This window comes from Sediminicola luteus, assembly GCF_040566555.1.
Taxonomy (GTDB): Bacteria; Bacteroidota; Bacteroidia; order Flavobacteriales; family Flavobacteriaceae; genus Sediminicola.
Genome location: NZ_JBEWYP010000008.1, coordinates 155,061 through 181,086, shown reverse-complemented (window position 1 = coordinate 181,086; position 26,026 = coordinate 155,061). Strand labels below are relative to the sequence as shown.

Genomic DNA, 26,026 nt, shown 5'->3' with positions numbered 1-26,026 from the left:
ATGACAATCACTGAACTTTCCGTAAAAAGACCAACGCTAGCCGTTGTCATCTTCACCATTATTGCTCTTTTGGGCATCATAAGCTATACGAGTTTAGGCTATGAATTATTGCCTAAAATTACATCTCCACAAATATCGATCAGTACTGTATATCCTGGTGCTTCGCCTTCCGAAGTTGAAAACTCGGTAACCACAAATATTGAGGACGCAGTTAGTGCCATTGAAGGTGTAAAAAGTATAACGTCTACTTCCCAAGAAGGGATATCCATTGTAAATGTAGAGCTTACCTACAATGCCGATGTTGATAAAGCCTTACAGGATGCGCAACGTAAAGTTAACAATATAGTTGGGCAACTGCCAGACCAAGTAAATCAGCCCAGTGTTGACCAGTTCTCCTTTGACGATTTACCAATTATGCGTTTAGGGGTTTCTTCGGAAATGGATATCACTGAGTTTAACGATTTGGTTGAGAACGATATTAAGGAAACTCTTTCACGTATTGAAGGTGTAGCTCGGGTTCAAGTAATTGGAGGTAATGAACGTGAAATTCGAGTGAATGTCGACAGGGATAAATTGAAAGCTTATGGACTGAGTATTTTACAGGTGACCCAAGCTATATCTGCTGCGAACCTGGACTTCCCAACCGGAAATATTAAGAATGACAAGCAACAAGTAACAGTACGTCTTTCTGGAAAATTTAGAAATGTTGAGGATATCAAAGGGTTGGACATCAGTACAGGAATGGGTTCCAGCGTAAAGATTGAAGACATCGCAGAAGTATATGATACGACCAAAGACGTAACAACAATTTCGAGAATAGACGGAATTAGCTCTATTGGGTTGACCATTTCCAAACAAAGCGATGGCAACACCGTACAAGTAGCAGAAGATATTAAAAAGGAAATTTCCAAAATAGAATCCGAATATGCGGACAAGAATTTAAAAATTGCCGTTGCTCAAGATAGTTCGGTCTTTACCCTGGAAGCTGCAGATGCTGTAATATTTGATCTTATGCTTGCAGTAGGTTTGGTTGCCATTATCATGCTGTTCTTTTTAAGAAGTTGGAAAGACTCCATCATTGTCATGGTCTCCATTCCTGTTTCTATTGTAGCAACCTTCATCGCCATGAACCAATTGGGCTACACCCTTAATTTAATGACCTTATTGGGACTGTCCTTGGTAGTTGGTATTCTTGTTGATGATAGTATCGTAGTCCTGGAACAAATACATGCCGAAATGGAAAAGGGAAAAACCAGAATGGAAGCGGCCATGGAAAGTTGGAAGAAAATCGGGCTTTCGGTAATGTCAATAACCCTTGTTTTAATTGCCGTATTTCTACCCATCACCTTCGTAACCGGATTGATCGCGGATCTATTAAAGCAGTTTGCTGTGGTTGTTGCCTTTGCAACAGCTATTTCATTAGTAGTTTCATTTACTTTGACGCCATTATTATCTGCCAATTTTTCAGAGGTGATAACACTAAGAAAAGAGAAGTTTATACACCGACCTTTAATTGCTTTTGAAAAGTTTTTGACCGGTGTAAATAATATATACAGGGAAATATTACAATGGACCCTATCACACAAGCGCGTAACTGCCTATACCCTATTGGCCTTGGTTATATCCTCCTTATCGTTACTGGCATTCGGCTTCATAGGAAGTGAATTTGTAAAAAACGGTGACAACGGCGAATTTATCGTGGAACTTGAACTTACAAAGGAATCTACCATAGAAGAAACCAATTTGGCCACTCTAGCCGTAGAGGACATTTTGCTTAAAGATAACATTGTGTCATCCGTTTTCTCTACCGTAGGAACAGGTTCTGGTGGTGGTGGTAATTCATCAAACCTAGCTCAAATCAATGCTAAAATGATTAGTCCCGAAGCACGTTCGATAACATCAGAACAATTTGCCAGAGACATAAAAGCAAAATTGACCAAAAATATTCCTGGAGTAAAATTCAAGACGGCTGCCGTTGGAATGGTAGGTGGTAGTACAGCAGGGCCTATTCAGGTTCTTTTGACCGGAAGCAATATTGATCAATTGATGGATGTAGCTCAAAATGTAAAGATGACCATAGAAGGTGTAAATAGTACACGTGAAGTAGAGCTTTCTGCTAAAGGTGGAAATCCGGAAGTTGCCATTACGGTAGACCGTGATAAGATGGCCGCACTTAATCTTACTATGAGTACTGTGGGTAATACAATGCAAAATGCATTTGCTGGAAATACACAATATAAATTTCGCGACGGTGAGAATGAATACGACATCAATGTAAAGTTGGACCAATTTGATCGCCAAAATATAGATGATATTAAAAAGGTGACTTTTTTAAATACAACTGGGGAGCTCATTGAACTTCAGCAATTCGCCAGTGTAGATCAATCTACAGGCCCATCTAAGCTGCAACGAGACAATAAGCGTAATAGTGTAAGTGTTGGAGCACAAGTAGTAGGGAGGCCTGTAGGTACAGTTTCCCAAGAAGTACAGGTAGCCTTGGAGAATATGGAATTGCCCGAAGGCGTAAATTTTGAAATGGGCGGAGATTTAGAAAGTCAGACAGAAGCTTTTGCAAGTTTGGGACTGGCCTTATTAATGTCCATAGTCTTGGTGTATTTGATTATGGTGGCATTATACGAATCCTATGCCTATCCTTTAGTGGTCATGTTTTCTGTGCCCACAGCTATGATTGGAGCATTTTTGATCCTTGCCTTGTTCCAAGAGAGTTTAGGGGTATTCACCTTCTTAGGGTTGATCATGCTGGTGGGACTTGTAATCAAGAATGCTATTTTAATTGTTGATGCCGCAAACCAATTCAAAAAAGATGGTATGAACAGTTTAGAAGCTGTAGTAAACGCAGGACTATCAAGATTACGCCCTATCCTTATGACCACCATTGCCATGGTAATTGCAATGTTTCCAATTGCATTTGCTTCTGGGGCTGGGGCCGAATGGAAAAATGGTTTGGCCATGGTACTGATTGGAGGCTTGAGCAGTTCCTTGATATTTACAGTAATCATTGTACCCGTGATGTATGTTGTAATGGACATTTGGAAAGGCGATATCAAGCGAACAGTAGCGAAAGAACAAGCTAAGAAAATTGCTACAATGAAAGTTCAAACAACTCACTAATTATGGGTGACAAACTAAATAATGATAAAAATTCCTATGCTACGGGAGGAGGACTTCTAATTGGAATAGGTGCAGGATTTTTCTTTCTTCAGCAATCTCCACTAGCCTTCGTAGGATGTATGCTTCTAGGTTTGGGAATGGGATTGATTATAACCTCCCTCCTGTCCACGATTAAAAAGTGAGGCGACTTATAATTAGTTGCTGTAGTGAGGCTTTAAAGAAAATGGTCGTTTTTCAATTGGCAGTAGTTTTGGTTCATCTGGTTTTTATATAAATGTTGAAAACTCTAATTTCATTAATACCTTTGAATACAGCCAACTGGAAATAAAATCCGGGATAATCTACGAACATAGATTAAGTGATTATTTGATAACTACATTCCAAGGTGGAATTCAAAATTTCATCAGTAATCGATTGACAGAAAAAGGGAAACCTAGTAATAACTTTATTTATAAAAATAGTCAGGATCCTACTGGCTATTTCAAGATTGGGATTTCTATTGACCCATTTGCAAAAAGATAAAGTAAACGACAACGTATTAATTAGGTAAAAGAGCATACAGACTTAAATGTGACAATTGATAGTTGCCATAATGTTAAATAAAACCAAAAAAATACGTATTTTACAAGTGACTAAACTTTAAACCAATACACATGAAAATAGTAGAATCTATACTAAAATCTTTAGTAATCATAGGAATATTGCTAATGAGTGAAAGTACGTTCTCACAGGTCACTAACATTGAAGTAATTGATAGTACTGCAAAAGAGCCAAATAAATTGAAATTTGGGATGGGCTTTGGCCTCAACTTTGTAGGTGGCACCAATATTAGTTTATCACCCAATTTAATATATAACGTAAGCAATAAAGTCGCTTTTGGAGCTGGACTTCAAGGGAGTTATGCCGCGATCAAAGATTTACAGAACACTACTACCTTTGGGGGCAATATCATAACCCAGTACACTCCTATCAAGAAATTGACCACCTTAATCGAATTTGTGGAGTTGAATGTATCTACCAAAACAGAAACTCCCACTGGTGAAGTAAAAGAAACATATTGGGACTCGGCATTATTTATAGGGGCGGGATTAAATATTACCGAAAAAATATCGGTTGGTGCCAAGTACAATTTATTGTATAAGGAAGATGAAAGCGTGTACACCAGCCCTGTACTCCCCTTTGTGAATATTACATTTTAGATTTTAGGAAACTTTATTGAATCTTTTTTTTTCTATTATGGCCTTTCCCTTTAATTTTAAAGGTTAAATGCACCGCTATTAAGGCAACCGAAAAGAAAATACCCAATACCGAAACGTTTGTCCAGCATTATGGAAATAAAAATATCCCACAACCGAAGTTGTGGGGTATTTGATTATATAAATTAGAGTGCTCAATTTCTTAAAGCTATTTGAATTCAAATACCCAAGCAGCTTTTATTGGTTAATTCCATTTAATTGCAAATGAAGAACAAATGGTATTAACGGCTAGTTAAACCCTATTTTCTTTATTCCTTTATGACTTATTTTAATGGCCTCTAACGGCTTCAATCCGTCAAAGGTCATATCTTGCTCTACCATGTAATATTTCATTCCCGAGAGTTCCTTTTCGGCCAAAATTCTTTCAAAATCAATAGTGCCATTGCCAACGGGAGAAAACCTGCCCTGTTCGTCCATATCCTTTACATGCCAGATAATAAACCTGCCTGGATATTTCTTAAAATAGGCGATTGGGTCGGCACCTGCTTTGGTCACCCAGAAAAGATCCATTTGAAAGTTCACAAACTTGGGGTCGGTGTTTTCCAAAAGATAATCAATGGTTACGATGCCATCCTTATCCTTTACAAATTCAAAATCATGGTTATGGTACAATAACTTCAATCCCGCTTCGCTACATTTCTTACCAAGGGTAGTCAATATTTCGGCAAGATTGGAAGCCCCTCCTGTCATACCCATAGATCTGTCCTCCTGATTAAATGTAAAGAGGCCCATTGGAGGTACTGGTATCACAAAATATTCAAATCCGGCCGCTTTCACATCGGCTATCATACTATCTGCATTCTCTAGGGTCACGGATCCCTGATGCGTACTTATTGGGGTCAGACCAATCTCATTCAGTAACGCCTTGAAATCTGCCGGGGTCAGATTGTAAAATTTCCCCTCGGCATATCCGGCCGATTCAATATTCTTATATCCAGCATCGGCTACTGCCTGTAGGGTAGCTTTGGCATTCTTGCCCATATCGTCCCTAACCGTATAAAGTGCTAAGCCCCCAAATTTTTCTTGGGCGCTACCAATAAAGCTATTTGCTATAAAAAGGGCAATTAATGAGAGAATTCTAACTGTTTTTTTCATGGTTTAAATGTTTCTAATTATTAAAATTATTTCTGGGATTTATGTTTTTTGAATGTAATTTGTTAACCATCACCGATTGTCTTAAAACTATATAGATAGGGTGCTTTATGTGCCCCGCCCCCAAACAATTTTTCGTGCCTCATAAGTATATTGGTTCCCAACATTTTACGTTGAAATGTGGTACGTCTTAATTCTTCGCCTAAAATAGCCTCATACAGGTGTTGCAGGTCTTTCATGGTAAATTTTGGAGGTAAAAGATTGGTGCCTGTCAGTTTTTTGTCTAGATTTTCCCGTAACGTTTTGAGAGCCTTCTCAACAATTTTTTCGTGATCCATCATTAAGGAAGGTAGTTCGTCAATGGCATACCAATTAATGGAATCTGAAAGCTCATCTGGTATGGGATGAACATCATCATAATTTATCAAGGCGTAGTATGCGACGGAAATAAACCGATCCAAAAGCCAATTGCCTTCTTCTATTTCCATCTTGTTGGCCTCAATAATGGTTCGCATAACTTCTGGAGCAGCTCGGGTGGTATCGCCAAAGGTGTGGAATTGTTCCAAATAAATATTGTCTAAACCCGTACGCCCCTTTAAACCTCTTTTAACCGCATCATCCAAATGCTCATTTCTTTTAACGAACCCACCAGGTAAGGCAAAAAGACCGGTATTGTGGTATTCCAACAACAAGATTTTAATTTGCCGGCCATTAAATCCGAAGATTACCGAATCATAAGCCAAATGAGGTATATACTCCTCAAAGTGCGGAAGTTTCTTGTTTTCTTTAAACGCCAATCTACTCTTTTTTCCCAAAGAAAAGAAATAAAGCCATACTAGTTACAATTTAATGTCACAAAATGAGACAATAATATATTCCTAGCTTCTATCCATGATCACGATCTGTTGGAAACATTCCTTCTTCCAGTAACCCCTCCATATAGCTACCCAACAAAGCAGAATATTTGTGCAGCTCATTGTACATCTGTTTATCATGGGGCAATTGGGCCTTTTTAAAAGATTCTTCAAACAACTCTCTAAATTCGGCTAAGGTCCTCACCGTAGTATATACATCTTCTGTAGTCATATTTTTTTTGTTTTAAGACAATCTTCTTACGTTACATTCCATCTTGATTTTAATCAAAATCCTCCCTTTGTATTTTACCTATACTTAATGTCCCAGCTTTAAAATACTACAATAATTGGCAATTGGCATACTACCTTTACATATTAATCGTTTTATGAACACATGTTCATGTAATATTTGGAGGTTTTTTACAGTTATTATCAGGAGCAGGGCATATAGTACTAATAGAGTTTTATCATATGAGCAGAAGCACCAAAAAAGAAAAGTTTTTTGAAGAGTCACTTAAGTTGATTCATGAAAAGGGGTATAAAGCAACAACAATGCGCGATATCGCTGAAAAACTAAATTTCAAGGTGGCCAATGTTTATAATTACATAGATTCAAAACAAGCATTGTTAGAAACCTATCTCTTTGATATTTCCAATGAGTTTTTGGAGTCTATAGAGCTCATTATGGAATCTTCCTATGCTCCAGAAGAGAAATTGCGTTTGATCATTTCCGTGCATGTTCAAATGATTTCAAAAAAACCATACGAATTGTCCCTATTGGTCAATGAATGGAGAAATTTAGATGAACCAAAACGCGGCGAATTAATTTACCTCAAAATGAAATATAATAAGAAAGTGAGGGAAATTATTATAGCTGGGATGGAACAAGGAAAGTTCAGAACCATGGATCCAGACATAGCTACATTATCCTTTTTATCTACGTTGAGATGGCTGTATGATAAATTTACAGACAAAAGTGATGAGCATTCAAAAGCCAATAGAATAGAAATTGAAAAGCAGCTGACCGATTTTATTTTCTTAGGACTAGGCAATCGTTAAAACTAAGATTTCAAAATTTTACCAGTTGCTGAGAATCATTAATTTTAACTCATTTGATTAAAATAATAACCCTAACAATTTCGACGATTACTGTCTATTTTAGGACCACCATACCACAAGGTCATTTTATCTTAAATTCATGTTAAAACCTCTTCGTTGTCCATGCATCTATAATGATCTATTGCCTTTAATTCCCTAATTTCCCTTCTTTGAATTTAGTATAAAACTTCTAGTATCATTATTGTAGTTTATGACGCATCATAATAAATTATCCTTCTTGAATGAAGGTGGTGAGATGGGCAGGTTGATCAAGGAAAAGGACTGGACGAAAAGCCCTCTTGGACCTATTGAAACATGGCCACAAAGTCTATGTACATCCTTGAGTATCATTTTACATACCAACCAACCCATGTTAATATTTTGGGGGCAAGAATATCTTTGTTTTTTTAACGACGCCCATAAACCCAGTCTTGGATTGGACAATAAATACCTTTCCGTTCTAGGCGAACCTACATCAGAAACTTTTCCGGAAGCCTGGGATTTCATAAAGCCCTTATTCAAGGAGGTATATGAGACACAAAAAGGGATCTATCTAGAAAATCAGTTGATTCCAATTTTAAGAAATGGCAAAATGGAGGATGCTTATTGGACCGTAAATTATAGTCCGATCATTAGCGCCAAAGGCAATACGGAAGGAGTTTTTGTGACCTCAAATGAAGCTACCTCTATGATAATGGAAAAAGTCATTGCCGAAGAAGTTGATGAGCGGTTTAGGTCTGCTGTAAAACAAGCTCCTGTGAGTATAGGGGTGTATAAGGGCCCAGATTTTATTGTGGAAATGGTCAACGATGCCTATTTGGAATTGGCAGATATGGAGGAACAGGATTTATTGGAAAAGCCTTTATTCGATTCCATTCCAGAAGCTAGAAAGGGGACTGAAGATATTTTAAAACATGTATACGACACTGGGGAAATTTATAAGGGAACAGAATTTCCAATTAGTATCAACAGATATGGCAATACCGATATTGGATACTTCAATCTTATGTGTCAGGCCCTTAAAAAGGAAGATGGTGAAATTTTTGGCACCATAGGAGTTGCCGTAGAGGTCACAGAATTGGTAAAGGCTAAACACTCACTTTTAGAGAGCGAAAGAAAGTTTAGGAATCTGGTCATGCAATCGCCCATACCCATGACTGTTTTTAAAGGAAAAAAGCATACCGTTGAACTTGCCAATGAAGCCATGATCAATAACATTTGGCGCAAAAACGAAGATGAAGTTTTGGGAAGGGAAATTTTGGATATTTTCCCAGAATTAATAGATCAAAAATTTCTTGCATTATTGGACGCGGTGCTTGAAACAGGAAAACCTTATAAAGAAAAGGAGGCTCTCGCTCTTGTTATGGGCAATGATGGGATGCGAAAACTTTATGTGGATATTGACTATTCTCCCTTAATAAGTACCGACAATACTGTAGAAGGTTTGATCGTCACGACCATAGACGTCACTGAAAAAGTAACGAGCCGCAAAAAAATAGAGGAGGCAGAAACTCGTTTAAGGCTTGCCACTGAAGCTGCTGAGATGGCCACGTTTGAGTTGGACCTGAACAAAAGAAATATTATTTACTCCCCCAAATTGGCCGAGATTTTTGGTCATGATAGAACCGCCAATCTATCCCATGAGGAAATGAGGGAACAAATTCATCCTGATGATATAGATTCTATTGTCCTTAAGGCTTTTGAGAAAGCTTTCAATACAGGCATATATTTTTATGAGGCCCGTTTGATCACTCCTTCCAAAGAAATTAAATGGATTAGGACCCATGGGAAAATTTATTATGATGATGAAGGTAAACCAACAAAATTAATAGGGGTACTCAGGGATATCACCGAGGATAAGATAAGCCAACAGACCTTATTGGAAAGTGAACAAAAATTTCGATTATTGGCAGATTCGATGCCACAGCAAATTTGGACTTCAGATGCAAATGGCAACCTAAATTACTTTAACAAAGCTGTTTTTGAATATACTGGCTTAAACCAGGATGAGATATTGGATTTGGGATGGTTAGATATCATACATCCGGAGGATAGGGATGAAAATTTAAGATTATGGTTAGAATCCGTAAAAACTGGTAAAGATTTTATTTTGGAACATCGGTTTAGGAGATATGATGGATCCTACCACTGGATTTTAAGCAAGGCTAGCCCCCAAAAAGATGAATATGGTACAATTCAACGCTGGGTGGGAGCAAGTACAGATATCCAAGAACAAAAAATGTTCTCCAAGGAATTGGAGAAAAAAGTAAAGGAACGTACTCGAATGTTAAAGGAGTCCAATAACAAATTGGAAGATTCCATAGAAGAACTTCAAAAAATGAACGTGGAGCTCCAATCCTTTGCCTATGTCTCCAGTCATGACCTCCAAGAACCCCTCCGTAAAATACAAACCTTTATTTCCCGAATCCTAGAAAAGGACCGTGATACCCTTTCCGATTCAGGAAAAAATTATTTCGGACGCATACAGGATTCTGCCAACAGAATGCAGAATTTGATAAAAGATCTCCTATCCTATTCGAGGACCAATATCACCGGCAATGAATTCAAGAAGGTCAACTTAAATGATATCATAGAGGAAGCCCAGTTAGATTTAAAGGAGAAATTGGATGCAAAGAATGGCAGCATGCAAATTGGTGATATGTGCGAGGTAACCATCATACCCTTCCAATTTGTACAGCTCATGAGCAATTTAATAAGTAATTCCATTAAATTTTCCATCCCAGGGATTCCCCCCCACATAAAAATCACAAGTTTGGAAGTAAACGGGGAAGAGATGGAGGATTTTGATCTGATACCTCAGGTAAGGTATTGCCATATCTCCTATTCTGATAATGGGATAGGGTTCGATTCTGAATACAAGGATAAAATTTTTGAGGTATTCCAGAGACTGCATGGCAAGAACGAATATGAGGGAACAGGAATAGGATTGGCCATCGTTAAGAAAATTGTTATGAACCATGATGGTTTTATCAGCGCTGTAGGAAAGCCAAATAAGGGCGTTACCTTTGATATTTTTATTCCTGTGGAACAATAAAAAACTATGAGATTGAAGAGGTTTTCAATAAAAGCAACAACTAATTAAAGTTAATCCAAAACAAGGATGAATTCCATACACCCAAAAGTAATTAGACAAATTTTTGTCCTTATCTTGATTGTGCTCATGGGCACTTTGATTTTCAGGGAAATGCTCCCTTACTTATCGGGGGTTTTGGGTGCCATCACCCTATTTTTTATTTTAAGGAACTTTATGGGTACGCTCATTAAAAAAGGTTGGAACGCTGATTGGGCCGCAGCCCTTTTACTTTTCCTTTCTTTCTTTTGTATTTTAGTCCCGGTTGCAGGAATTGCTCTAATGCTAGGTAATAAAGTAGGTACAATTACCAATAAACCACAAGAATTTGTCAAAAAAACCGAAGGCCTTTTAAGCAAATGGGAATCTCAAATAGGATTTGAATTCACCTCAAGCATAGATACTTCAGAAATCTCTTCTTGGCTCTCGGATAATTTATTCAGTTTTGCAGGCGGAACCTTCAATATAATCCTTTCCCTTGGTATCATGTACCTGTTGCTTTTTTATATGCTCACAAACAGAAGAATGTTGCGTCAGTCGTTATTCGAGTATATCCCTATCAACAATGACAATCTAAAAATTATTAGCACAGAATGTGAGAAGATGGTGAAAAGCAATGCTTTGGGGATTCCCTTAGTGGCCGTTGTTCAGGGTATTGTGGCCTTAATAGGATTTTTTATATTTCAAATAGAAGACCCCTTTTTCTGGTTCACCATTGTTGCCGTTGGATCTATTATTCCTTTTGTAGGGACTTTAATTGGGATTTTGCCCGTTTTTCTATTGACCTTATCCACTGGCACCCCTTTCCAGGCCTGGGGAATACTTCTCTATGGCATCATCGTAGTAGGATCCTCAGATAATATTGTTAGGCTTTATGTTCTCCGTAAGTTGGATGATGTACATCCGCTCATTACCTTGATCGGGGTCATCGTGGGAGTGCCCTTATTTGGATTCATCGGCTTAATTTTCGGGCCTTTAATGATCAGTTTATTTCTTGTGGTACTGAGAATCTACAAAATAGAATACGGACAATCCAAAGAAGACAAAACCCATCTATAAGGATATTATAAAAACATAAATCCCTGTAACCTTTACAAAAATGTATTGGTTACAGGGATCTAAATTATTATTACTATTCTTTTTTAAAATGGCTAGAAACCAAAGCCAAAGCCCACCTGGACCATATTTCCTTCCACGGAATTGAAAAACCCTAGATTAAAGGCCAGAAACCGGTAACCACTGATCCATAAACCTCCCCCTTGGGACGTATGCCATTGGTTGGAGGTGTCATTATCCATCCACACCCTTCCGTAATCGAAACCACCGTACATTCCTATGGTAATAGGTGCCACTGCTGTTACGATCCTTTTTAAACGCAGGCGTAAATCGGAGCTTTGGTAAAAGTATGACTTCCCTGTGAACCTCTCATTCCTAAAGCCTCTAAGGCCATTGTTGCCTCCTATGGATGGGGCATGATAAAAGAAAAAATCATCTCCAAAATTGGTCTTATATTCCGCCATTGTACCAAGGACCAAATTGCCCGATGGAATTACTTTCTGACTAAACCCAAATTTTATACCAGCGTAGGCAAATGAATTATCCTCTAAATTAAGATTGGTTTTATATCCACCTGTAAGCCCCATATAAATAGCTTTCGTAGGAAAGTCGTCCGCATCGTCATGGTCGTAGGCGACGGATACCTCTGCCCCAACATAATCCTGTGAGTCAAACACATTGGGATCTACATTATCAGGGGTGAAAAATCGATTCTCATTTTCACTCACCTTAAAGGATTCGTAAAGTCCTTTTATTTTAAGGGTTCTGTACGCTATACCCGCATTCAATTGAACTTGCCTCATACGGGCCCTGTTGTAATCATTGTCCAACTGATCATCCGGATTAAAAGTTTCATTTCCCATTCCGAAATAGTTATTGGAAAACCGATCATTGGTGAAATACCCATCTACCTCGAAGTTCCACTTTGGAATTATATTGGCAAAGATCCCTTGATAACTTAGTTCTACCCCCTCAAACTTAAAGTAATAGTTGGCTGCAATGGTATGTTTCTGACGAAATGGATTGCCATTGAAGCCATTATTCGTATACACATTGGTTGCACCAAGATACAGACCATCGTCTGTTCTAAACCCAACATTTGGCAAAAGCATATTTGTGTTCTCCGTAAACTGACGCCAATGGAAGGTATTGGTTTCATAAGAGTTTGTCAATTGTTTTGATGGCACTTTGTCCTCAAATTCGGATTCTTCAGATTTCCAGTCGTAAACCTTTAGTGCTTTCTTGTTGCTTATCTTATAGGTATCCTTTCCATACCCCCCGACCAAGCGGACAAATACGCCTCCATCACCATCACCTTCAACAATAAATTCATCCTTATCTCCCAAGCCGTATATCCACAATTCCTTGGTTTCAGCCCTATCAAAAGTTCGATCGAACATCACTTCATTTGGTTCATCGCTCAGTAACCTTCTAATCACCACTTTTGTCTTACCTTCTGGCAATCTAGTAACTGTTATTTGATCATCTTTTTCCGTACCGTGCAGCGCAACAACTTTATTGAGATATTGCCCGTATTCCGTGGCCATCTCCTTTAAATTGGCCAAACGGCCTATCAAACTATTTTTAATGCCTTGGGAGGTACTATCCTGTACTTCCTTAGGCAACCTTAAAAAGGCAGCATCGATAACCTCCTTGGTCAATTGTTGCTGAATAAATTCTGCTTCCTCCGTCCATACATCGGCGCCAAATTTTGTGACAAAAGCCCTATCCAAGCTATTTCCTTGCGCCATAAACCAAGGCACATCGTTTAAATCTTCACCATAGGATTGCCAAAATCTGGCCTTTGGAACGAACCATTTGATAATCGGAAAAGCAACCCCATCAAATTTTGTAAACGCACCATCCCTATCTCGGGGAATAGGCAAAAATCGTTTGTCTCCCGATTCCAGCTCATATTCGGCCCATCGCCATTGGTCTTGGTGTCGATCCCAATCCCCTATCAACATGTCAAATATGCGTGCACGAACGAAGCTTCGTTGCTCAACATCATAGGATTCGTCCCTTTTTAATTTTTCCAGGACATCAGTGGTACTTTCAAAATCTGGAATACGTCCAGATTTTTCCGGATTGGCCTGGTTATAGCCCACATAATTTTTATGCATGTCCGAAGGACGTTCCTCTATATAATAAAGCTCATCCCCATAGGTAGCATTCAGATCTCCCAAACTTTTTTGTTTCGGTACGTAGAATAACTCTGGGCTTGCATGGTTTACATCTACTTTTCTGGCCATAGGGCTGATGGCCAATTGAATGTAAGGATGGGCTGTTGTGAAAAAATCGGAAATCACCTCTTCGGTCAATGTGCCCTTATAATCCTCTGCCTCATAAGCAATGCCCTTTACTTTAAACTTTAAAAACTTTAAGGCATTTTTTCTTAAGGATCTCATTGCGTATTCCTTCCCGTTCTTATCCTCCAAGCGCAAGGAAAAAGATTGATGACCACCACCTTCCTGAGTAACTTTGAGCCCCCCATATAAGGTGTCCAGACTAACTACTTTAGCAGTGACCTCCTTCCCAAAATACTCCCTGTAACGATCACCCCAAATAAATTCATAAAACCCAGTTTTTTCCAGATTCTTTTTTTGCTCTCCGTCCAAAACCGAGGCTTGAACATATTTTTTTGTGGTGCCTTCAGGGATATCAATCTTTGGTTTCTCCTCAAATTTAGGTAGAACTGCAAATGATCTTGAAGCTGAATCTGAATCTTGGGTGATAAAGGTTACCTTGGAAGAACCATCTTTAAAATATTCCAACTTTGCAAAACCTGGTTCCCCGTAGGTGTAGAGTCCTTTATAGTCCAAGGACCCACCAATGGTTATTATTTCATCTTCCGAGCGTCTAGTAGCTGTTTTTCCTCCAAGGGACCCACTGACAATCTGATGTATGCCACCCCCAGTAAGATATTGCAAACTTTCTTCATGCCCCGAAACCAACGTAATCCTATCCGAATCTTGTGCCAAGGCAGAGACCATTATGCGCAAGTAATTGTACCTTCTGGAATTGAGTTCTTTATTTGAAAAACCGGCCCAATCCTCTATTCTATTAAATACAGTTCCCAATACCGGAAGTGGTGTCAATTGGTCTGAAAATGTTTCTTTGCCTGCAAAAATCCCATTACTGAAGATCGGGTGGTGCATGGCAATTACAATATTTTTATCCTGCCCATCGTTGATCATTCCTTCCAATTCCTCTACAAACCTTCTGCGGGTAACAATATCCGTACATTTCCTATTAATACCTTTTACCCGATCCCAATTGCTTACAAACCAATAGGAATCGATCAGGATCATATCTAATTGATCATTGAGCACAATCCTTTCCAGCGGACATGCATTCTCCGGAAAGACATTAAGCCTCTCTATATCTTTATCTTTGATCAGGTCTTCTACCTTTTCCATTTTATCAGCATCGAAACTTTTCCACTCAAAGTCCCCCGGCATAAATATGGTCTTTCCTTTGAAATTGTCCGTAATTCCTATTTGCTGCTCTATTCTTTTTTTATCAAATTCCCACTGATCTTCCTTGGGTGAAAGATTGTCCCCGGTAAAAATCATAGTGCTATTTTCCGGAGCTTTTTCCAATTGATCCTTCAAAAGGTTCAGAACCAATTCCTTCTTTCCCTCTTTTAGATTCCCCAGGCCTCCAGCGATGTAAAACGTATGCATTGCCTTTTCTTCGGTATCACCACCTATTGTAAGGTCTAAGCTTTTTTGTTCCCTGTAGGTCGCACAACCAATTAGGAAACAGGTTAGGAAGGTAAAAAGGAAGAAGCGTACCATTTGATTTCGGAATACGTATTTCATAAAATAAAGTATAGAATTAGTTGTTTGTTTTTCAATTATTGGCAATCTGCGATAAGCCACAAATCTGTACATGCAAGTATAAGCCAAGCCCAGAGCTTGGATTATCTCAAAAGATCTTTTCCTTAACACGAATCAAAATTCCTAAACCAACTGACGTCGTTAGTAATATTAGTAATGAAAGAATCAATAATTTTAGTTTTAGGATCAATACTTGGAAGAAAACCTTTATAAATTTGCCAATAATAAACAATATGAAAATTGGCTTCATGTCCCTCTCAATAAGGGACCTTTGGTCTTTATTATTAGTACAACCGCAATAAACGGACAATAAGTAGTTAAAAGGAATGAATTGAATTAGAAACCCTAAAAGAAATTCTAAAATGACGGAGGAAGAACAAGTTCGATTACACAATATTGCCGATACAGAACATGAAATATTTGCACTCTTAAAACAGCGATGGAGTCCGAGAGCATTTAGGGATGAATATATTTCCGATGGAAGTTTAAAAAAAATATTTGAAGCCGCTAGATGGGCTGCAAGTAGCAATAATGAACAGCCTTGGCGATTCATATATGCCAATAAGGGTACAGAGGCTTACGATAAAATTTTTGACTGTTTAAGTGAATTTAATAAGCAATGGGCGTCAAATGCACCTACCTTACTGTTGACTGCCTTCAAAGAAAAAGATCAGAACGAAAATGAAAATTTTCATGCCTTACAAGACCTGGGCCTGAGCCTGGGAAACATGACTGTACAAGCTCAATATTTAGGAATCGCCCTGCATCAAATGGCAGGAGTTGATTGGAAAAAAGCTGAAACGGAGTTTGATGTTCCTAAGGGGTTTCATATAAGTACAGCAGTTGCTTTAGGATATTACGGTGGTGATATGGAAAGTTTATCACCGGATTTACAAGAGGATGAGACTAGAGACAGAGTTAGAATGCCTCAGGAAAATTTTGCCTTTCACAAAAAATGGGTGTCCTAAGCGGAACGAGCGTTCGCATTTCTTCTTCAAAAAAAAAGGCGCCCGTAACTTTAATTAGTACGAAACGCCAAGTGCTTCACTTAGGATCATTTATTATTAAGACCCCTATCCAATAAACAAGCCTGATGCTATAATTCCTATAACTAGTACTACAAGAAAAACAGTAATTATAATGGCCGCTATTTTTGTTTTTGAATTCTTTTGAAGAATGAATTGCTGGGTATTATTATCTTCCTCTTTAATAAATTCGGTTTCAGTGTCATTTTCTTTCTCTTGCATATATTTTGATTAAAAAATTATTAAAATTTAAGCCAAACCCATTGTTTTTACAATTCTGCTAAATCCGGCCTATCCCTGATTATATCGATTATATGATCAAAAATAAGGCGATTTCAAGGTTTATATTAATGCAAATCATTCAAAATTTAATTCTTTTAAACACTTCCCTTCTCAAGATGATTGCGTCAATCTTAAATCTAAATGAGCACCTTCTGCCCATTTCCCTCAATTAACTTTGTCCTAAGACAAATACCTAAAAAATCAATTGGTTAGCCGGTAGTAACTGTTCTTAAAATTGGAATGCGTATGGATTACATAGAGACCCTATCAGCCTGCCACCACAGATTTAGATTTCTCTTGGAAGAATTGTCGGATGAATCTGGGGATGTTTTAAAAAAAAATAGACTGGTAGAAGAATTTAAAAATGAGATCGAAGTGTACTGTTTCGTAAGCGCTTCATTCTTTTTGAATCCGAACAACAAAAAGTACACGGACCAACCGGATATAATGGATTTAAACGGAGAAAGTATTATGCGCAGTGTTGGAGAATTGGATCCAATGGCAAATGATAATTCAACTTGGAGTAATCAGATATTCCGATTAAAGGAGGAAGTGGAGAACTTATTGTTCCATTACGAAAAAGCATTAGGGTCTAACCTATATATCATTCAAAATTAGAAACAAGTTAACTGTAGTAGTTTTAAAAAAGCAATTATCAATTAAATAAACAGATCATGAACACTATTCAAATACTTTCCATTTTTATTTGCGGTTTTGCACTTGGCCTCATCTTATTTATTCTCTTAGAGAAATTCTTTGAGCCTGAGGTTGATTTTGATGAGTTGGATGATATGTATATGGTACAGGATCAGAAGTCCAGATCAGAGAAAACAAGGATACACGATTCAAGAATTTCTGCTAAGCAAAACTTTATTGGCGATTCCTTGGGATTTAGCTATAGCAACAGCTACAATAATGAGAAAACCTCGACTACTAATTTAAAGTCAAAAGTAATTGAACTTAGGAATAGGAACAAAGTTGCCTTCTAATGAATTTTTAGTATCTCAATACACAATCATTAGGGACTAAAAACATTAATTGATGTTTGCTTTAAACAATTCACACATGGGTACATATACAGAGGACGTAGCAAGAAAATTGAACACCCTTTTAGAAAAGACCTTTGATGCTGAAAAAGGATTTTTGAAAGCTGCAGGAAATTCAAAACATCCCAACTTGAAAACTTATTTTGCTAAAAAATCAAAAGAACGATATGACTTCGGATACGAATTAAAAGAAGAGCTCAGAAGGTTTGGGCAATCGGTTGAAAAAGGTGGAAGCACCGCTGCCACTGTACACCGAGCTTGGATGGATGTTAAGTCGACAATATCCATTGATAATGATGAGGCCATGTTGGAAGAGGCCCTAAAAATCGAAAAATCTGCGTTAAATGAATACGAGGAAGTTTTTGGTGATAAAGACCTGCCCCCCACCACCTCAAGCATTCTTACCAAACAAAAAAATATCATACTTTCCAATTTAGAAACAGCCAAGGTTTTGGCAGATGTGGATTAAATCCCACTGGTGAATAAGGTTGTTAAACCAACACAATGAATTCTATTTCTAACTAATTTATTCTCTATGTATTATAAGGTATCAAATACTGCAACACGAAATGATATAGAAAATGAATTTGGCGTTACCCTAAAATATCCAAGACTTCATTTACCTAGTCCCGTTATTAACGGATTGGATGAGGAACTTTTATCGGTTATCACTGAAGATAATCAGAACCAGGTAAATTTCGCTATTTGGGGTATGTTGCCAAATAATTATACCGGCGATTGGGAAACCTTTCAACAAATTGAAAATACACTTAACACCCCAATAGATAAATTAAGCAACACCACTTTACCGCTGAATGGAAATGGCCACAAAAGATGCTTAATTGTTGTGACTGGGTATTTTGTCACACATTTACACAAGGGCGAACTATATCCTTATTATGTTCATCTTCCAAAAAACAAACCTTTTATGATTGGTGGTTTATATACTTCGTTATATGATGGATTTTTAACCACTAGCATTTTGGTTGGGAAAGGAATAAATGGGATCTCCCAAGATATTCATAATTTAAGTCCAAACGCCCCTTTGATTATTCCCATGGAGCATAAGGCAGATTGGTTAGATCATAAACTCACGAATTCTGACTTGGATACCTTAATAGAAAGGAACAATAGATCCACTTTTACCGCATTCCCAATTGCCAAAGAGTTTTATTATAGGAACATTAATTTCAAGAGCATGCTGGATCCGGTCTTTTATGCAACGCTACCAGTTCCTTATTAGTATTACCCCAACAAAACTTTTATGGAATACCCAATCCATAAAAGTTCCATCACTCCAAAAGTTTCACTTCATTTTATTGTCGTACCCCCTACCCCTGCTTCTCTTCATAAATTTAATCTTCGCCTATCACAAAGGGTTAATGAGCTAAAATTTAATCGGATAGGATCAGGACTATCGCCCAGAGTTTTTGATCTTTGAATAACGGGGAGATAGAAAGATTTTCCCAAGAAAATATTTTACTAATCACTAAAAACAAATATTATGCTACGTTGGACAGTAACATTCGTAATTCTTGCTATTATAGCAGCAGTTTTCGGATTTGGAGGTATAGCTGCGGGAGCAGCCGGTATTGCAAAAATCCTATTTTTTATTTTTATTATACTATTTGTAATCTCCTTGATTACAGGTAGAAAAAAAATCTAACCACTTAAATCAACACATATGAAAAAATCAATTTTAATGCTCATGTTTCTTTTAGTTACTTCTCTTTCATTTACTAGTTGTAGAGAAGACAAGTCGGCAGGAGAAAAAATAGAAGACGGTATTGAAGAAGTCGGTGATGGAATCGAAGAGGGTGCCGAAGAAGTGGAAGACGAAATAGATGACGCCACGGACGATAATTAAAACATAATATTCCCCCGAAGCCAAAGTTCCCCCCAAAACTAGAAAACGGGCAACTCCATGCAAAATGAGTTGTCCGCTTTTTCAATTTTTTAATTATAAAATTTAGAACAGATGATGACGGAATTTGCAAAAAACGAGAAAAATTATATCGAAGAATACCAAGAAAAAGGATATACACACAGCTATAGGTTCCATGATGGGCAATTAGTAGATGTAGATTCTAAAATTGGTTATGCGCCAGAGGACATCTTTATTGTAGCAGAACATCGGTATGAAGGGATGAGCAATCCATCTGATCTATCTATTTTATTTGTACTAGAAACCAAGGAAGGTAATAAAGGAACCTTTCTAATGGGATACGGACCAACGGCTAATCTGGAAGCTGCAGAATTCTTCAAAGAAATCCCTAGAAAAAACGACAAAACTTAATTGCCACTTTTTACATATTTGTCCCACCTCAGATTTTATTTTATATAAACTCCCCTCTTACCTTTATAGTATAACCAGGGGATTGGACTCAATTAAACAATTAATTATACATTCCAATTGTTTCTTACCCTTAGAATGTAATTTTACCCTGTTTTCCATATCAATAGATTGCAGAGCACAGCACATCTACTTTCCTTATTTCTCAATAACCTATAGAGCATTGACTATTTGGGTTTGAAAATTCCACAGAATCGCAATAATTATGAAAAAAAGAACCATCTTTGCGAAAATGTTGAATACTTAGACAGATGTGCTCTTTATAGTGGTCCATCTCTTAGTCGGGGTAAACATAGGGTAGGCCAATGAAATTAAATGTAAAATACGATTTTAATACCATGTGTAAGATAGTTCTACAAGAACAGTTAGCAGAACTATCCATACCTTATCGTTTACATGGACTGGGTGAAATTGAATTTGAACGCCCCCTAGATCCTCAACAAATAAATAAATTATCTACTTCCTTGGCCGCCTACGGCATTGAAATTATTGATGATCAAAAGAGTGCCTTGGTACAGCGTATTAAGGAAACCATCACCAATATGATTCTTCATGACGATGAAGCCAAAAACTATAAAGTTTCAAGCTATTTGTCAGATAAACTAAATTATTCGTATGTTTATTTGTCGAATGTTTTTTCTGAGGTCACCCATTCATCAATAGAGAATTTTGTGATCTTGAAAAAAATAGACCACGCAAAGAGCTTAATCATAAACAAGGACTATACATTAACAGAAATAGCATACCAACTGAATTATAGTAGTGTGGCACATTTATCCTATCAGTTTAAGAAAACCACGGGACTCACCCCTTCTACTTTTCAGAAAATAATACAAAAACGCCGAACTAACAGTATTCAAAAACCCAATTTATAATTAAACATCCATGAACCTTCAAACCCTTAATGTTGCTTTAGCGGATGATGATGAAGATGACAGATTCTTATTTAAAGAAGCCATCGACGAAATAAAGATCCAAACCAAACTGTCATTGTTCACCAATGGACAGGAACTAATGGATTATTTGAACCTCCCAAATATAATTCTGCCCCAGGTAGTCTTTCTCGATTTAAACATGCCTGTGAAAAATGGGATACAGTGTTTAAAGGAAATTAGGGAAAACAGCGCTCTTGATTCCATGTCCATCGCCATCTACTCCACTTCATCTACTGAGAAAGATATTGAGGATACCTTCGTCTTGGGAGCCAATATTTATATTAATAAACCCAATAGTTTTACAAAATTGAAAGATGCCATAGAAAGGGTCCTTCAAATAAATTGGCAATACAACACTTCCAACCTTAATAAGGAAAACTTTTTATTGAGATTGTAAAACAATCCAAACATATTCTAAATTCTTTTTTTGTTTCCTTTTTCACGACCAGGGAACACCTATGGGCATTAAATTGTGTAATATTAATTTTACACAATTTAGTTGATATCCTAACTTACCCCTCTTTTGCAATAGCACCCATAAATTTCTAATTATCTTATTTTCAGTTACTTACATTGAATAAAGTCCTACTTCATTAGCTTTCTATCCTAATATTACCTCCCGTATTGCCCCATCTACTAATAGAATTATGTAACACAAATAAAAAATTGTGTAAGAGACAAGGCCTCCTTTTTTCGCAATTTTGACATTATCAAATAAATTATAGTCTCTAACACAATAAATAACCTAATTATGGAAAAGTATCTAGATAATCTTCAACAGTTTGCCAGAGTAGGCCAAGTACGCAAAAAAGAGGTCGGTTCTAAAGGTATGCCAGACAATTTTATTATGGGAATGACAAATCAACATTCCATTATTGACTCTAATTTGGACAAATAGGGTAGTCTTGCCTGGTATTTAATTATACCAATGAGGCAAAAAACTACACAAAGGTCCATCCTGAACACCTTAACAGATATAAGGAAATTGAACCGATTAGTCGGGTATAATGTCAACTTTAAAAACTTTATCATGAAAGTCATAAATTTAAAAACAACAAATCTTAATAATATGTTCCTAGACCTTCAAAATCATTTTGGAGGAGACATCACCCGCAATTCTGATGAGGAAATATTAACGGTGAACAATGAAAAGGCAGAAGGTTTAATTCGTGGTATTACCTTTAAAGGGAGCATCTCTTATATTGAATTTGATATTGTCTTTAAAAATGATATCCTTTTGGTGAACAGCACCCTAAATTCAAGTCCAATCTATTTCGCTTACTGTTCTAAAGGACATTTGGTGCATAGTTTTGGTGTTGAAGGGGAAAAAACCAAGTTGGAGAAATTTCAAACTGGGATTGTAACGACCAATTCTAAAATGAATAATGTATTTCATTTTAATAAGGACATACATTATAAAATTTCTACCATAGTTGTAAGTACAGATGATAAATCTCTTTCTTACCATAAACTAAATGCTACTTTGACGGAAACATTTTTCCCGAAAAAAGAAAACGGCAATTTCCTTTATACAGGATCATATAACCTAAGGATAGCCGATAAAATTCAACAACTTTCAGCAATCACACAAAAAGGTATTGTAAGGAGCTTGTTGATCGAAGGAATAGTTCACATGATACTCGCAATGGAGATTCAACAGCATTCCGATGACTTGGAAAGCCTTGAAAGCAACCGTGGAACACTTACCAAGAGAGAAATGGAAGACGTGCGTGAAATTTCTGAGTTTATAAAAAACTATCCAGAAATTCAATATACCTTAAAGTACTTAAGTAATAAGTCTGGTCTTTCTCCGGCTAAATTACAAGAAGGATTTAAATTAATGCACGAAAGAACCGTGACTGATTTTATCAGAAATGTACGTGTAGAAGCGGCAGAACACTTGATCAAAACTACAGATTTAAATATTTCTGAGGTGGTATATACAGTTGGACTTACCAGTAGAAGTTATTTTTCTAAGATTTTTAAAGAAAAATATAATTGTAGCCCAAAACAATATCAAGACCACCAAAATACTTTGGCAATAACAGGTTAATTCATCTTCAAGAAAAAAAACCAACCGATAAGGTTGGTTTTTTTTTGCGCTTAAATTAATCATTAATATGTTTCACAACGTCTGAAGGATTTTTTATAAGCAAAAATTGGTTTCCATTGATCACAATGGGCCAGGTAATCACTGCCGGTTCTCCTTGTAGAATTTTTATCCAATCGTGCTCCTCCAATTTTACATCTTCCTCCCCGTAGGTATCCGTAAACTTTGGGTGTTCAGTATTTATAAGATCCGAAAGGTCTACTCCCAACTTATCGGCCAGTTCTGCCCATTGCGTGCCAGTAAGGTTTTCCTTGGAAATATCAATGGCTCTAATTTCTTTTGAAGAAGCGGTGATATAGGCATGTGTTTGTTTGCCTATTGTACTTTCCGAATTGAAGTATATTGTCAACTGTTGATCATCTTTGGCGATTGTTCCCATGATGGTATTCATTTTATTATACATAGTATGTAATTTAGTCAATTAACGTTCCTAAATCGTGCTCGAATAATAATCAGATTGACACGATCCACATCAATAGAATCGTGCAAATTCTCAAAAGACAAGGCGTTCTAAGGAACATTTTCTTCCTTGTCCCAAAAAATGCCCCTAATGATGTTTTCTTTGCCCTAAACCATAATTGGACATGGATATCATACTGAAAATCACTAAATTAATATTCATTAAGTAATCTATAATCAAGGTGTCATAAATTCTTTATTGTCTGTTTTGAGCACCTTTTTTCAATTCTAATAATGCGCTATTTACTAATTATTACATTCATGATCATCTATAATTTGAACGCACAGCACATCATCCCAAAGTCGATCGAGAAAGAGGCGACCATAGCCCTCTCCCATTATCCTAAATTGAGCAATACCAAGATCACCTTTCAGTTCAAAAAGAATATTAAGAAATCGACTATGCAGGCAAGACCCACCTTTTGGAGTTTTTTCCGCTCTAAAAAGAACAGGGAGTATGTTATTCTTATCAGTGAATATTTTAAAATTGCGGATAGGCAATACAGTACCAAGGATATGCCCTCAAATATATTGATAGGCTGGTTTGGGCACGAACTGGGCCATATTATTGATTATAGAAATAGGAGCAACTTAAATTTGTTGGCATTTGGGATCCAATACCTTCTTTCTCCCAATTATATCATTGAGGCAGAGCGGGCAGCCGATTGTTTTGCCGTAGCCCACGGAATGGAAGAATATATTTTGGAGACCAAAAATTATATTCTCAATAACGCAGAAATTACAGAAAATTACAGAAATAGAATAAAAAGATATTATTTGTCCCCTGAGGAGATTATGTTGATGGTGGAACAAAGGGATCTATAATTAATAGATTTTATGTAGTACTTATTTCTTCGATAAAAGCTTCCCAATCCTTAAACTTCTCCTCCCCCATGACCCTTTCCATTTTTACTTGTCCACCCTTTTTCTTGTTTCGGGCGTTCCACTCATAAAATACATTTGGCTGCACCACCGTCACTTTAACACCTCCCAAAGCCTTGGATCTGGCCACCTTGTAATTTTTGTTGGCTTCCATTAAATAAGAATCTAAACGGTCTGCCAGGTCTTGGCCATTCGCCTGGTCTTCTGTTCCCAAATACCAACAATGATAAAATTCTCCCTCAATTCTTTTGGCACAAAGCGTATATTCAGGAATCTTGATCCCGAACTCATCTTCCAAATTTTTAATGGCATCGTCCATTTTATTAACGGATAATTGGGACCCCACCGTATTTAAAAAAAATTTGGTCCTTCCTGTAATTTTTATTTCTGCCCTGTCAATATCCGTAAATTCTATGGTATCCCCAATCACATACCTCCAAGTCCCTGAAACGGTACTTATGAGCAATACATACTCTTTGCCATCTTCTACTTCTGAAAGGGTTAAGACAGGCGCATTTGACGTCAGGGAACCATCGGGATTGATATACTCTGGATGAAAGGGAACAAACTCAAAATAAATACCGTTATCGGTAATCAATTTCATAGAAGTAGTTTCCGGCCTTGCCTGAAAGGCTATAAACCCTTCTGAGGCCAAATAGGTGTCTATGACGGTAATCTGTTTTCCCATCAGGGCATTAAAACTTTTCTCATAAGGACCAAAGGCAACACCCCCTGAGGTGTATACCTGAAGATTGGGCCATATTTCGTGAATATGTTTTAAATCGTGATACTCTATGACCTTCTGTAACATAAGCTCTATCCATGAAGGAATACCGCTGATTGATCCTATATCCCATTTAGGGGCATTTTCCGCGATTTTTTGTACGCGTTCATCCCAATCCTCCATTTTGGAAATTTCTTGCCCTGGTTTGTAATATCCACGAAACCAAGAAGGAATATTACTGGCACTTATGCCACTAATTTCTCCCTCCAAATGATCATTTTTTTCTGTAAGATCTGTAGAACTTCCCAACATCATTATTTCCTTCTCGAAAAAATCTGGGGGAAGATCAAAATTGCTTAGCGCAAATACTTGTTTTATGCCCGCCTGCCTTATAGCGTCTACCATTTCATCTGTAACGGGAATGCGTTTGCTTTCTTTGCCTGTGGTCCCAGAACTGAGAGCAAAATAAGTTGGGTTACCTGGCCAAGTAATATTTTCTTTCTGTTGATGTAATTTATGCCACCAATTATTTTGAATACTATCATAATCAAAGTAAGGAACCCTTTTGGCAAAAGAATGTTCTATATCGTCCGAATCTAGAAGTTCCTTAAATCCATAATACGCACCAAATTCTGTATCTTTCGCCTTGTCCAATAATTGTCGCAAGACCTGTTGTTGTTCTTCGACAGGGTTTGCTTCTGGTGTCAGAGCATCTTTTACCTCAATAAATCCTTTGATAATATTTCCAATAACCGCCATATAATCTTTTCTCCACCTTTAACTAAGCAA

Annotated in this window: 26 protein-coding genes; 19 read left to right on the top strand and 7 right to left on the bottom strand. The window is 37.2% G+C overall.

Features of this window, described 5'->3' with window-relative positions:
- The 3 genes from ABXZ32_RS13620 (at position 1) to ABXZ32_RS13610 (ending at position 4,331) form a co-directional block, all read left to right on the top strand.
- On the top strand, positions 1-3,132 hold the full coding sequence (locus tag ABXZ32_RS13620) for an efflux RND transporter permease subunit (protein WP_354619238.1): 3,132 nt from the start codon (positions 1-3) through the stop codon (positions 3,130-3,132).
- 2 nt (positions 3,133-3,134) lie between these two features.
- The gene (locus tag ABXZ32_RS13615; RefSeq protein ID WP_354619237.1) at positions 3,135-3,314 is read left to right on the top strand and encodes a hypothetical protein; all 180 of its coding nucleotides are present in this window, start codon (positions 3,135-3,137) and stop codon (positions 3,312-3,314) included.
- Between the two features lie 471 nt (positions 3,315-3,785).
- Positions 3,786-4,331 (top strand): hypothetical protein, encoded by a 546-nt coding sequence (locus ABXZ32_RS13610; protein ID WP_354619236.1) that lies wholly within the window; start codon positions 3,786-3,788, stop codon positions 4,329-4,331.
- 285 nt (positions 4,332-4,616) lie between these two features.
- Here ABXZ32_RS13610 and ABXZ32_RS13605 read toward each other — a convergent pair whose 3' ends face one another.
- From ABXZ32_RS13605 to ABXZ32_RS13595, 3 genes are all read right to left on the bottom strand, one after another.
- Positions 4,617-5,483: a sugar phosphate isomerase/epimerase family protein gene (locus ABXZ32_RS13605; protein ID WP_354619235.1), complete on the bottom strand. Its 867-nt coding sequence runs from the start codon at positions 5,481-5,483 to the stop codon at positions 4,617-4,619.
- Positions 5,484-5,545: 62 nt separating this feature from the next.
- Positions 5,546-6,277, bottom strand: a complete 732-nt coding sequence (locus ABXZ32_RS13600; RefSeq protein WP_354619234.1) for an NUDIX hydrolase — start codon at positions 6,275-6,277, stop codon at positions 5,546-5,548.
- A gap of 88 nt (positions 6,278-6,365) precedes the next feature.
- Positions 6,366-6,566, bottom strand: a complete 201-nt coding sequence (locus ABXZ32_RS13595) for a hypothetical protein (RefSeq protein ID WP_354619233.1) — start codon at positions 6,564-6,566, stop codon at positions 6,366-6,368.
- A 239-nt stretch (positions 6,567-6,805) separates the two neighbouring features.
- Here ABXZ32_RS13595 and ABXZ32_RS13590 point away from each other — a divergent pair, with 239 nt between their 5' ends.
- The 3 genes from ABXZ32_RS13590 to ABXZ32_RS13580 all read left to right on the top strand — a co-directional run bounded on the left by ABXZ32_RS13590 (position 6,806) and on the right by ABXZ32_RS13580 (position 11,582).
- Complete coding sequence (locus ABXZ32_RS13590) at positions 6,806-7,393, top strand: TetR family transcriptional regulator (protein WP_354619232.1); 588 nt, start codon at positions 6,806-6,808, stop codon at positions 7,391-7,393.
- A gap of 250 nt (positions 7,394-7,643) precedes the next feature.
- Positions 7,644-10,487 carry a PAS domain S-box protein gene (locus ABXZ32_RS13585; protein WP_354619231.1) on the top strand — a complete coding sequence of 948 codons (2,844 nt, stop codon included), beginning with the start codon at positions 7,644-7,646 and terminating at the stop codon, positions 10,485-10,487.
- 66 nt (positions 10,488-10,553) lie between these two features.
- The gene (locus ABXZ32_RS13580) at positions 10,554-11,582 is read left to right on the top strand and encodes an AI-2E family transporter (RefSeq protein WP_354619230.1); all 1,029 of its coding nucleotides are present in this window, start codon (positions 10,554-10,556) and stop codon (positions 11,580-11,582) included.
- 92 nt (positions 11,583-11,674) lie between these two features.
- Here ABXZ32_RS13580 and ABXZ32_RS13575 read toward each other — a convergent pair whose 3' ends face one another.
- A complete protein-coding gene (locus ABXZ32_RS13575) occupies positions 11,675-15,403 on the bottom strand; it encodes a ShlB/FhaC/HecB family hemolysin secretion/activation protein (protein WP_354619229.1) in 3,729 nt (1,242 codons plus the stop codon).
- Between the two features lie 380 nt (positions 15,404-15,783).
- Between ABXZ32_RS13575 and ABXZ32_RS13570 the strand changes: the two genes are divergently transcribed.
- The gene (locus ABXZ32_RS13570) at positions 15,784-16,389 is read left to right on the top strand and encodes a nitroreductase family protein (RefSeq protein ID WP_354619228.1); all 606 of its coding nucleotides are present in this window, start codon (positions 15,784-15,786) and stop codon (positions 16,387-16,389) included.
- Between the two features lie 105 nt (positions 16,390-16,494).
- Here the strand turns inward: ABXZ32_RS13570 and ABXZ32_RS13565 are convergent, their stop codons facing one another.
- Positions 16,495-16,668: a hypothetical protein gene (locus ABXZ32_RS13565; protein ID WP_354619227.1), complete on the bottom strand. Its 174-nt coding sequence runs from the start codon at positions 16,666-16,668 to the stop codon at positions 16,495-16,497.
- A gap of 306 nt (positions 16,669-16,974) precedes the next feature.
- On the opposite strand from ABXZ32_RS13565, the gene ABXZ32_RS13560 reads away from it, so the two are divergent.
- The 11 genes from ABXZ32_RS13560 (at position 16,975) to ABXZ32_RS13510 (ending at position 23,115) form a co-directional block, all read left to right on the top strand.
- A complete protein-coding gene (locus ABXZ32_RS13560; RefSeq protein WP_354619226.1) occupies positions 16,975-17,346 on the top strand; it encodes a hypothetical protein in 372 nt (123 codons plus the stop codon).
- Positions 17,347-17,402: 56 nt separating this feature from the next.
- Entirely contained in the window at positions 17,403-17,717 is a 315-nt protein-coding gene (locus ABXZ32_RS13555) for a hypothetical protein (protein ID WP_354619225.1), read from the top strand.
- A 76-nt stretch (positions 17,718-17,793) separates the two neighbouring features.
- Positions 17,794-18,243, top strand: coding sequence for a ferritin-like domain-containing protein (locus ABXZ32_RS13550; protein ID WP_354619224.1), 450 nt, complete (start codon positions 17,794-17,796; stop codon positions 18,241-18,243).
- Between the two features lie 66 nt (positions 18,244-18,309).
- Positions 18,310-19,017, top strand: coding sequence for an SOS response-associated peptidase (locus ABXZ32_RS13545; RefSeq protein ID WP_354619223.1), 708 nt, complete (start codon positions 18,310-18,312; stop codon positions 19,015-19,017).
- A gap of 261 nt (positions 19,018-19,278) precedes the next feature.
- Positions 19,279-19,440, top strand: coding sequence for a DUF1328 family protein (locus ABXZ32_RS13540; RefSeq protein WP_354619222.1), 162 nt, complete (start codon positions 19,279-19,281; stop codon positions 19,438-19,440).
- 18 nt (positions 19,441-19,458) lie between these two features.
- The gene (locus ABXZ32_RS13535; protein ID WP_354619221.1) at positions 19,459-19,641 is read left to right on the top strand and encodes a hypothetical protein; all 183 of its coding nucleotides are present in this window, start codon (positions 19,459-19,461) and stop codon (positions 19,639-19,641) included.
- Positions 19,642-19,752: 111 nt separating this feature from the next.
- Positions 19,753-20,070 (top strand): hypothetical protein, encoded by a 318-nt coding sequence (locus ABXZ32_RS13530; RefSeq protein ID WP_354619220.1) that lies wholly within the window; start codon positions 19,753-19,755, stop codon positions 20,068-20,070.
- Positions 20,071-20,432: 362 nt separating this feature from the next.
- Positions 20,433-21,002 (top strand): helix-turn-helix domain-containing protein, encoded by a 570-nt coding sequence (locus tag ABXZ32_RS13525; RefSeq protein ID WP_354619219.1) that lies wholly within the window; start codon positions 20,433-20,435, stop codon positions 21,000-21,002.
- 10 nt (positions 21,003-21,012) lie between these two features.
- Entirely contained in the window at positions 21,013-21,459 is a 447-nt protein-coding gene (locus tag ABXZ32_RS13520; protein ID WP_354619218.1) for a response regulator, read from the top strand.
- 354 nt (positions 21,460-21,813) lie between these two features.
- Positions 21,814-21,960: a hypothetical protein gene (locus ABXZ32_RS13515; protein ID WP_354619217.1), complete on the top strand. Its 147-nt coding sequence runs from the start codon at positions 21,814-21,816 to the stop codon at positions 21,958-21,960.
- A gap of 132 nt (positions 21,961-22,092) precedes the next feature.
- Positions 22,093-23,115, top strand: a complete 1,023-nt coding sequence (locus tag ABXZ32_RS13510; protein ID WP_354619216.1) for a helix-turn-helix domain-containing protein — start codon at positions 22,093-22,095, stop codon at positions 23,113-23,115.
- A gap of 55 nt (positions 23,116-23,170) precedes the next feature.
- On the opposite strand, the gene ABXZ32_RS13505 is transcribed toward ABXZ32_RS13510, so the two are convergent.
- Positions 23,171-23,575, bottom strand: a complete 405-nt coding sequence (locus tag ABXZ32_RS13505; RefSeq protein ID WP_354619215.1) for an arsenate reductase family protein — start codon at positions 23,573-23,575, stop codon at positions 23,171-23,173.
- A 317-nt stretch (positions 23,576-23,892) separates the two neighbouring features.
- Between ABXZ32_RS13505 and ABXZ32_RS13500 the strand changes: the two genes are divergently transcribed.
- Positions 23,893-24,456 (top strand): hypothetical protein, encoded by a 564-nt coding sequence (locus ABXZ32_RS13500; protein ID WP_354619214.1) that lies wholly within the window; start codon positions 23,893-23,895, stop codon positions 24,454-24,456.
- Between the two features lie 10 nt (positions 24,457-24,466).
- On the opposite strand, the gene ABXZ32_RS13495 is transcribed toward ABXZ32_RS13500, so the two are convergent.
- Positions 24,467-25,996 carry a GH3 family domain-containing protein gene (locus tag ABXZ32_RS13495; RefSeq protein WP_354619213.1) on the bottom strand — a complete coding sequence of 510 codons (1,530 nt, stop codon included), beginning with the start codon at positions 25,994-25,996 and terminating at the stop codon, positions 24,467-24,469.
- Between the last annotated feature and the right edge of the window lie 30 nt (positions 25,997-26,026).

Excerpts from the sequence above, each read along its gene's own strand:
- ABXZ32_RS13620 (WP_354619238.1), top strand. The coding sequence starts at position 1 with ATGACAATCACTGAACTTTCCGTAAAAAGACCAACGCTAGCCGTTGTC.
- ABXZ32_RS13615 (WP_354619237.1), top strand. The coding sequence starts at position 3,135 with ATGGGTGACAAACTAAATAATGATAAAAATTCCTATGCTACGGGAGGA.
- ABXZ32_RS13610 (WP_354619236.1), top strand. The coding sequence starts at position 3,786 with ATGAAAATAGTAGAATCTATACTAAAATCTTTAGTAATCATAGGAATA.
- ABXZ32_RS13605 (WP_354619235.1), bottom strand. The coding sequence starts at position 5,483 with ATGAAAAAAACAGTTAGAATTCTCTCATTAATTGCCCTTTTTATAGCA.
- ABXZ32_RS13595 (WP_354619233.1), bottom strand. The coding sequence starts at position 6,566 with ATGACTACAGAAGATGTATATACTACGGTGAGGACCTTAGCCGAATTT.
- ABXZ32_RS13590 (WP_354619232.1), top strand. The coding sequence starts at position 6,806 with ATGAGCAGAAGCACCAAAAAAGAAAAGTTTTTTGAAGAGTCACTTAAG.
- ABXZ32_RS13585 (WP_354619231.1), top strand. The coding sequence starts at position 7,644 with ATGACGCATCATAATAAATTATCCTTCTTGAATGAAGGTGGTGAGATG.
- ABXZ32_RS13580 (WP_354619230.1), top strand. The coding sequence starts at position 10,554 with ATGAATTCCATACACCCAAAAGTAATTAGACAAATTTTTGTCCTTATC.
- ABXZ32_RS13575 (WP_354619229.1), bottom strand. The coding sequence starts at position 15,403 with ATGAAATACGTATTCCGAAATCAAATGGTACGCTTCTTCCTTTTTACC.
- ABXZ32_RS13570 (WP_354619228.1), top strand. The coding sequence starts at position 15,784 with ATGACGGAGGAAGAACAAGTTCGATTACACAATATTGCCGATACAGAA.
- ABXZ32_RS13565 (WP_354619227.1), bottom strand. The coding sequence starts at position 16,668 with ATGCAAGAGAAAGAAAATGACACTGAAACCGAATTTATTAAAGAGGAA.
- ABXZ32_RS13560 (WP_354619226.1), top strand. The coding sequence starts at position 16,975 with ATGGATTACATAGAGACCCTATCAGCCTGCCACCACAGATTTAGATTT.
- ABXZ32_RS13555 (WP_354619225.1), top strand. The coding sequence starts at position 17,403 with ATGAACACTATTCAAATACTTTCCATTTTTATTTGCGGTTTTGCACTT.
- ABXZ32_RS13550 (WP_354619224.1), top strand. The coding sequence starts at position 17,794 with ATGGGTACATATACAGAGGACGTAGCAAGAAAATTGAACACCCTTTTA.
- ABXZ32_RS13545 (WP_354619223.1), top strand. The coding sequence starts at position 18,310 with ATGTATTATAAGGTATCAAATACTGCAACACGAAATGATATAGAAAAT.
- ABXZ32_RS13540 (WP_354619222.1), top strand. The coding sequence starts at position 19,279 with ATGCTACGTTGGACAGTAACATTCGTAATTCTTGCTATTATAGCAGCA.
- ABXZ32_RS13535 (WP_354619221.1), top strand. The coding sequence starts at position 19,459 with ATGAAAAAATCAATTTTAATGCTCATGTTTCTTTTAGTTACTTCTCTT.
- ABXZ32_RS13530 (WP_354619220.1), top strand. The coding sequence starts at position 19,753 with ATGATGACGGAATTTGCAAAAAACGAGAAAAATTATATCGAAGAATAC.
- ABXZ32_RS13525 (WP_354619219.1), top strand. The coding sequence starts at position 20,433 with ATGAAATTAAATGTAAAATACGATTTTAATACCATGTGTAAGATAGTT.
- ABXZ32_RS13520 (WP_354619218.1), top strand. The coding sequence starts at position 21,013 with ATGAACCTTCAAACCCTTAATGTTGCTTTAGCGGATGATGATGAAGAT.
- ABXZ32_RS13515 (WP_354619217.1), top strand. The coding sequence starts at position 21,814 with ATGGAAAAGTATCTAGATAATCTTCAACAGTTTGCCAGAGTAGGCCAA.
- ABXZ32_RS13510 (WP_354619216.1), top strand. The coding sequence starts at position 22,093 with ATGAAAGTCATAAATTTAAAAACAACAAATCTTAATAATATGTTCCTA.
- ABXZ32_RS13505 (WP_354619215.1), bottom strand. The coding sequence starts at position 23,575 with ATGTATAATAAAATGAATACCATCATGGGAACAATCGCCAAAGATGAT.
- ABXZ32_RS13500 (WP_354619214.1), top strand. The coding sequence starts at position 23,893 with ATGATCATCTATAATTTGAACGCACAGCACATCATCCCAAAGTCGATC.
- ABXZ32_RS13495 (WP_354619213.1), bottom strand. The coding sequence starts at position 25,996 with ATGGCGGTTATTGGAAATATTATCAAAGGATTTATTGAGGTAAAAGAT.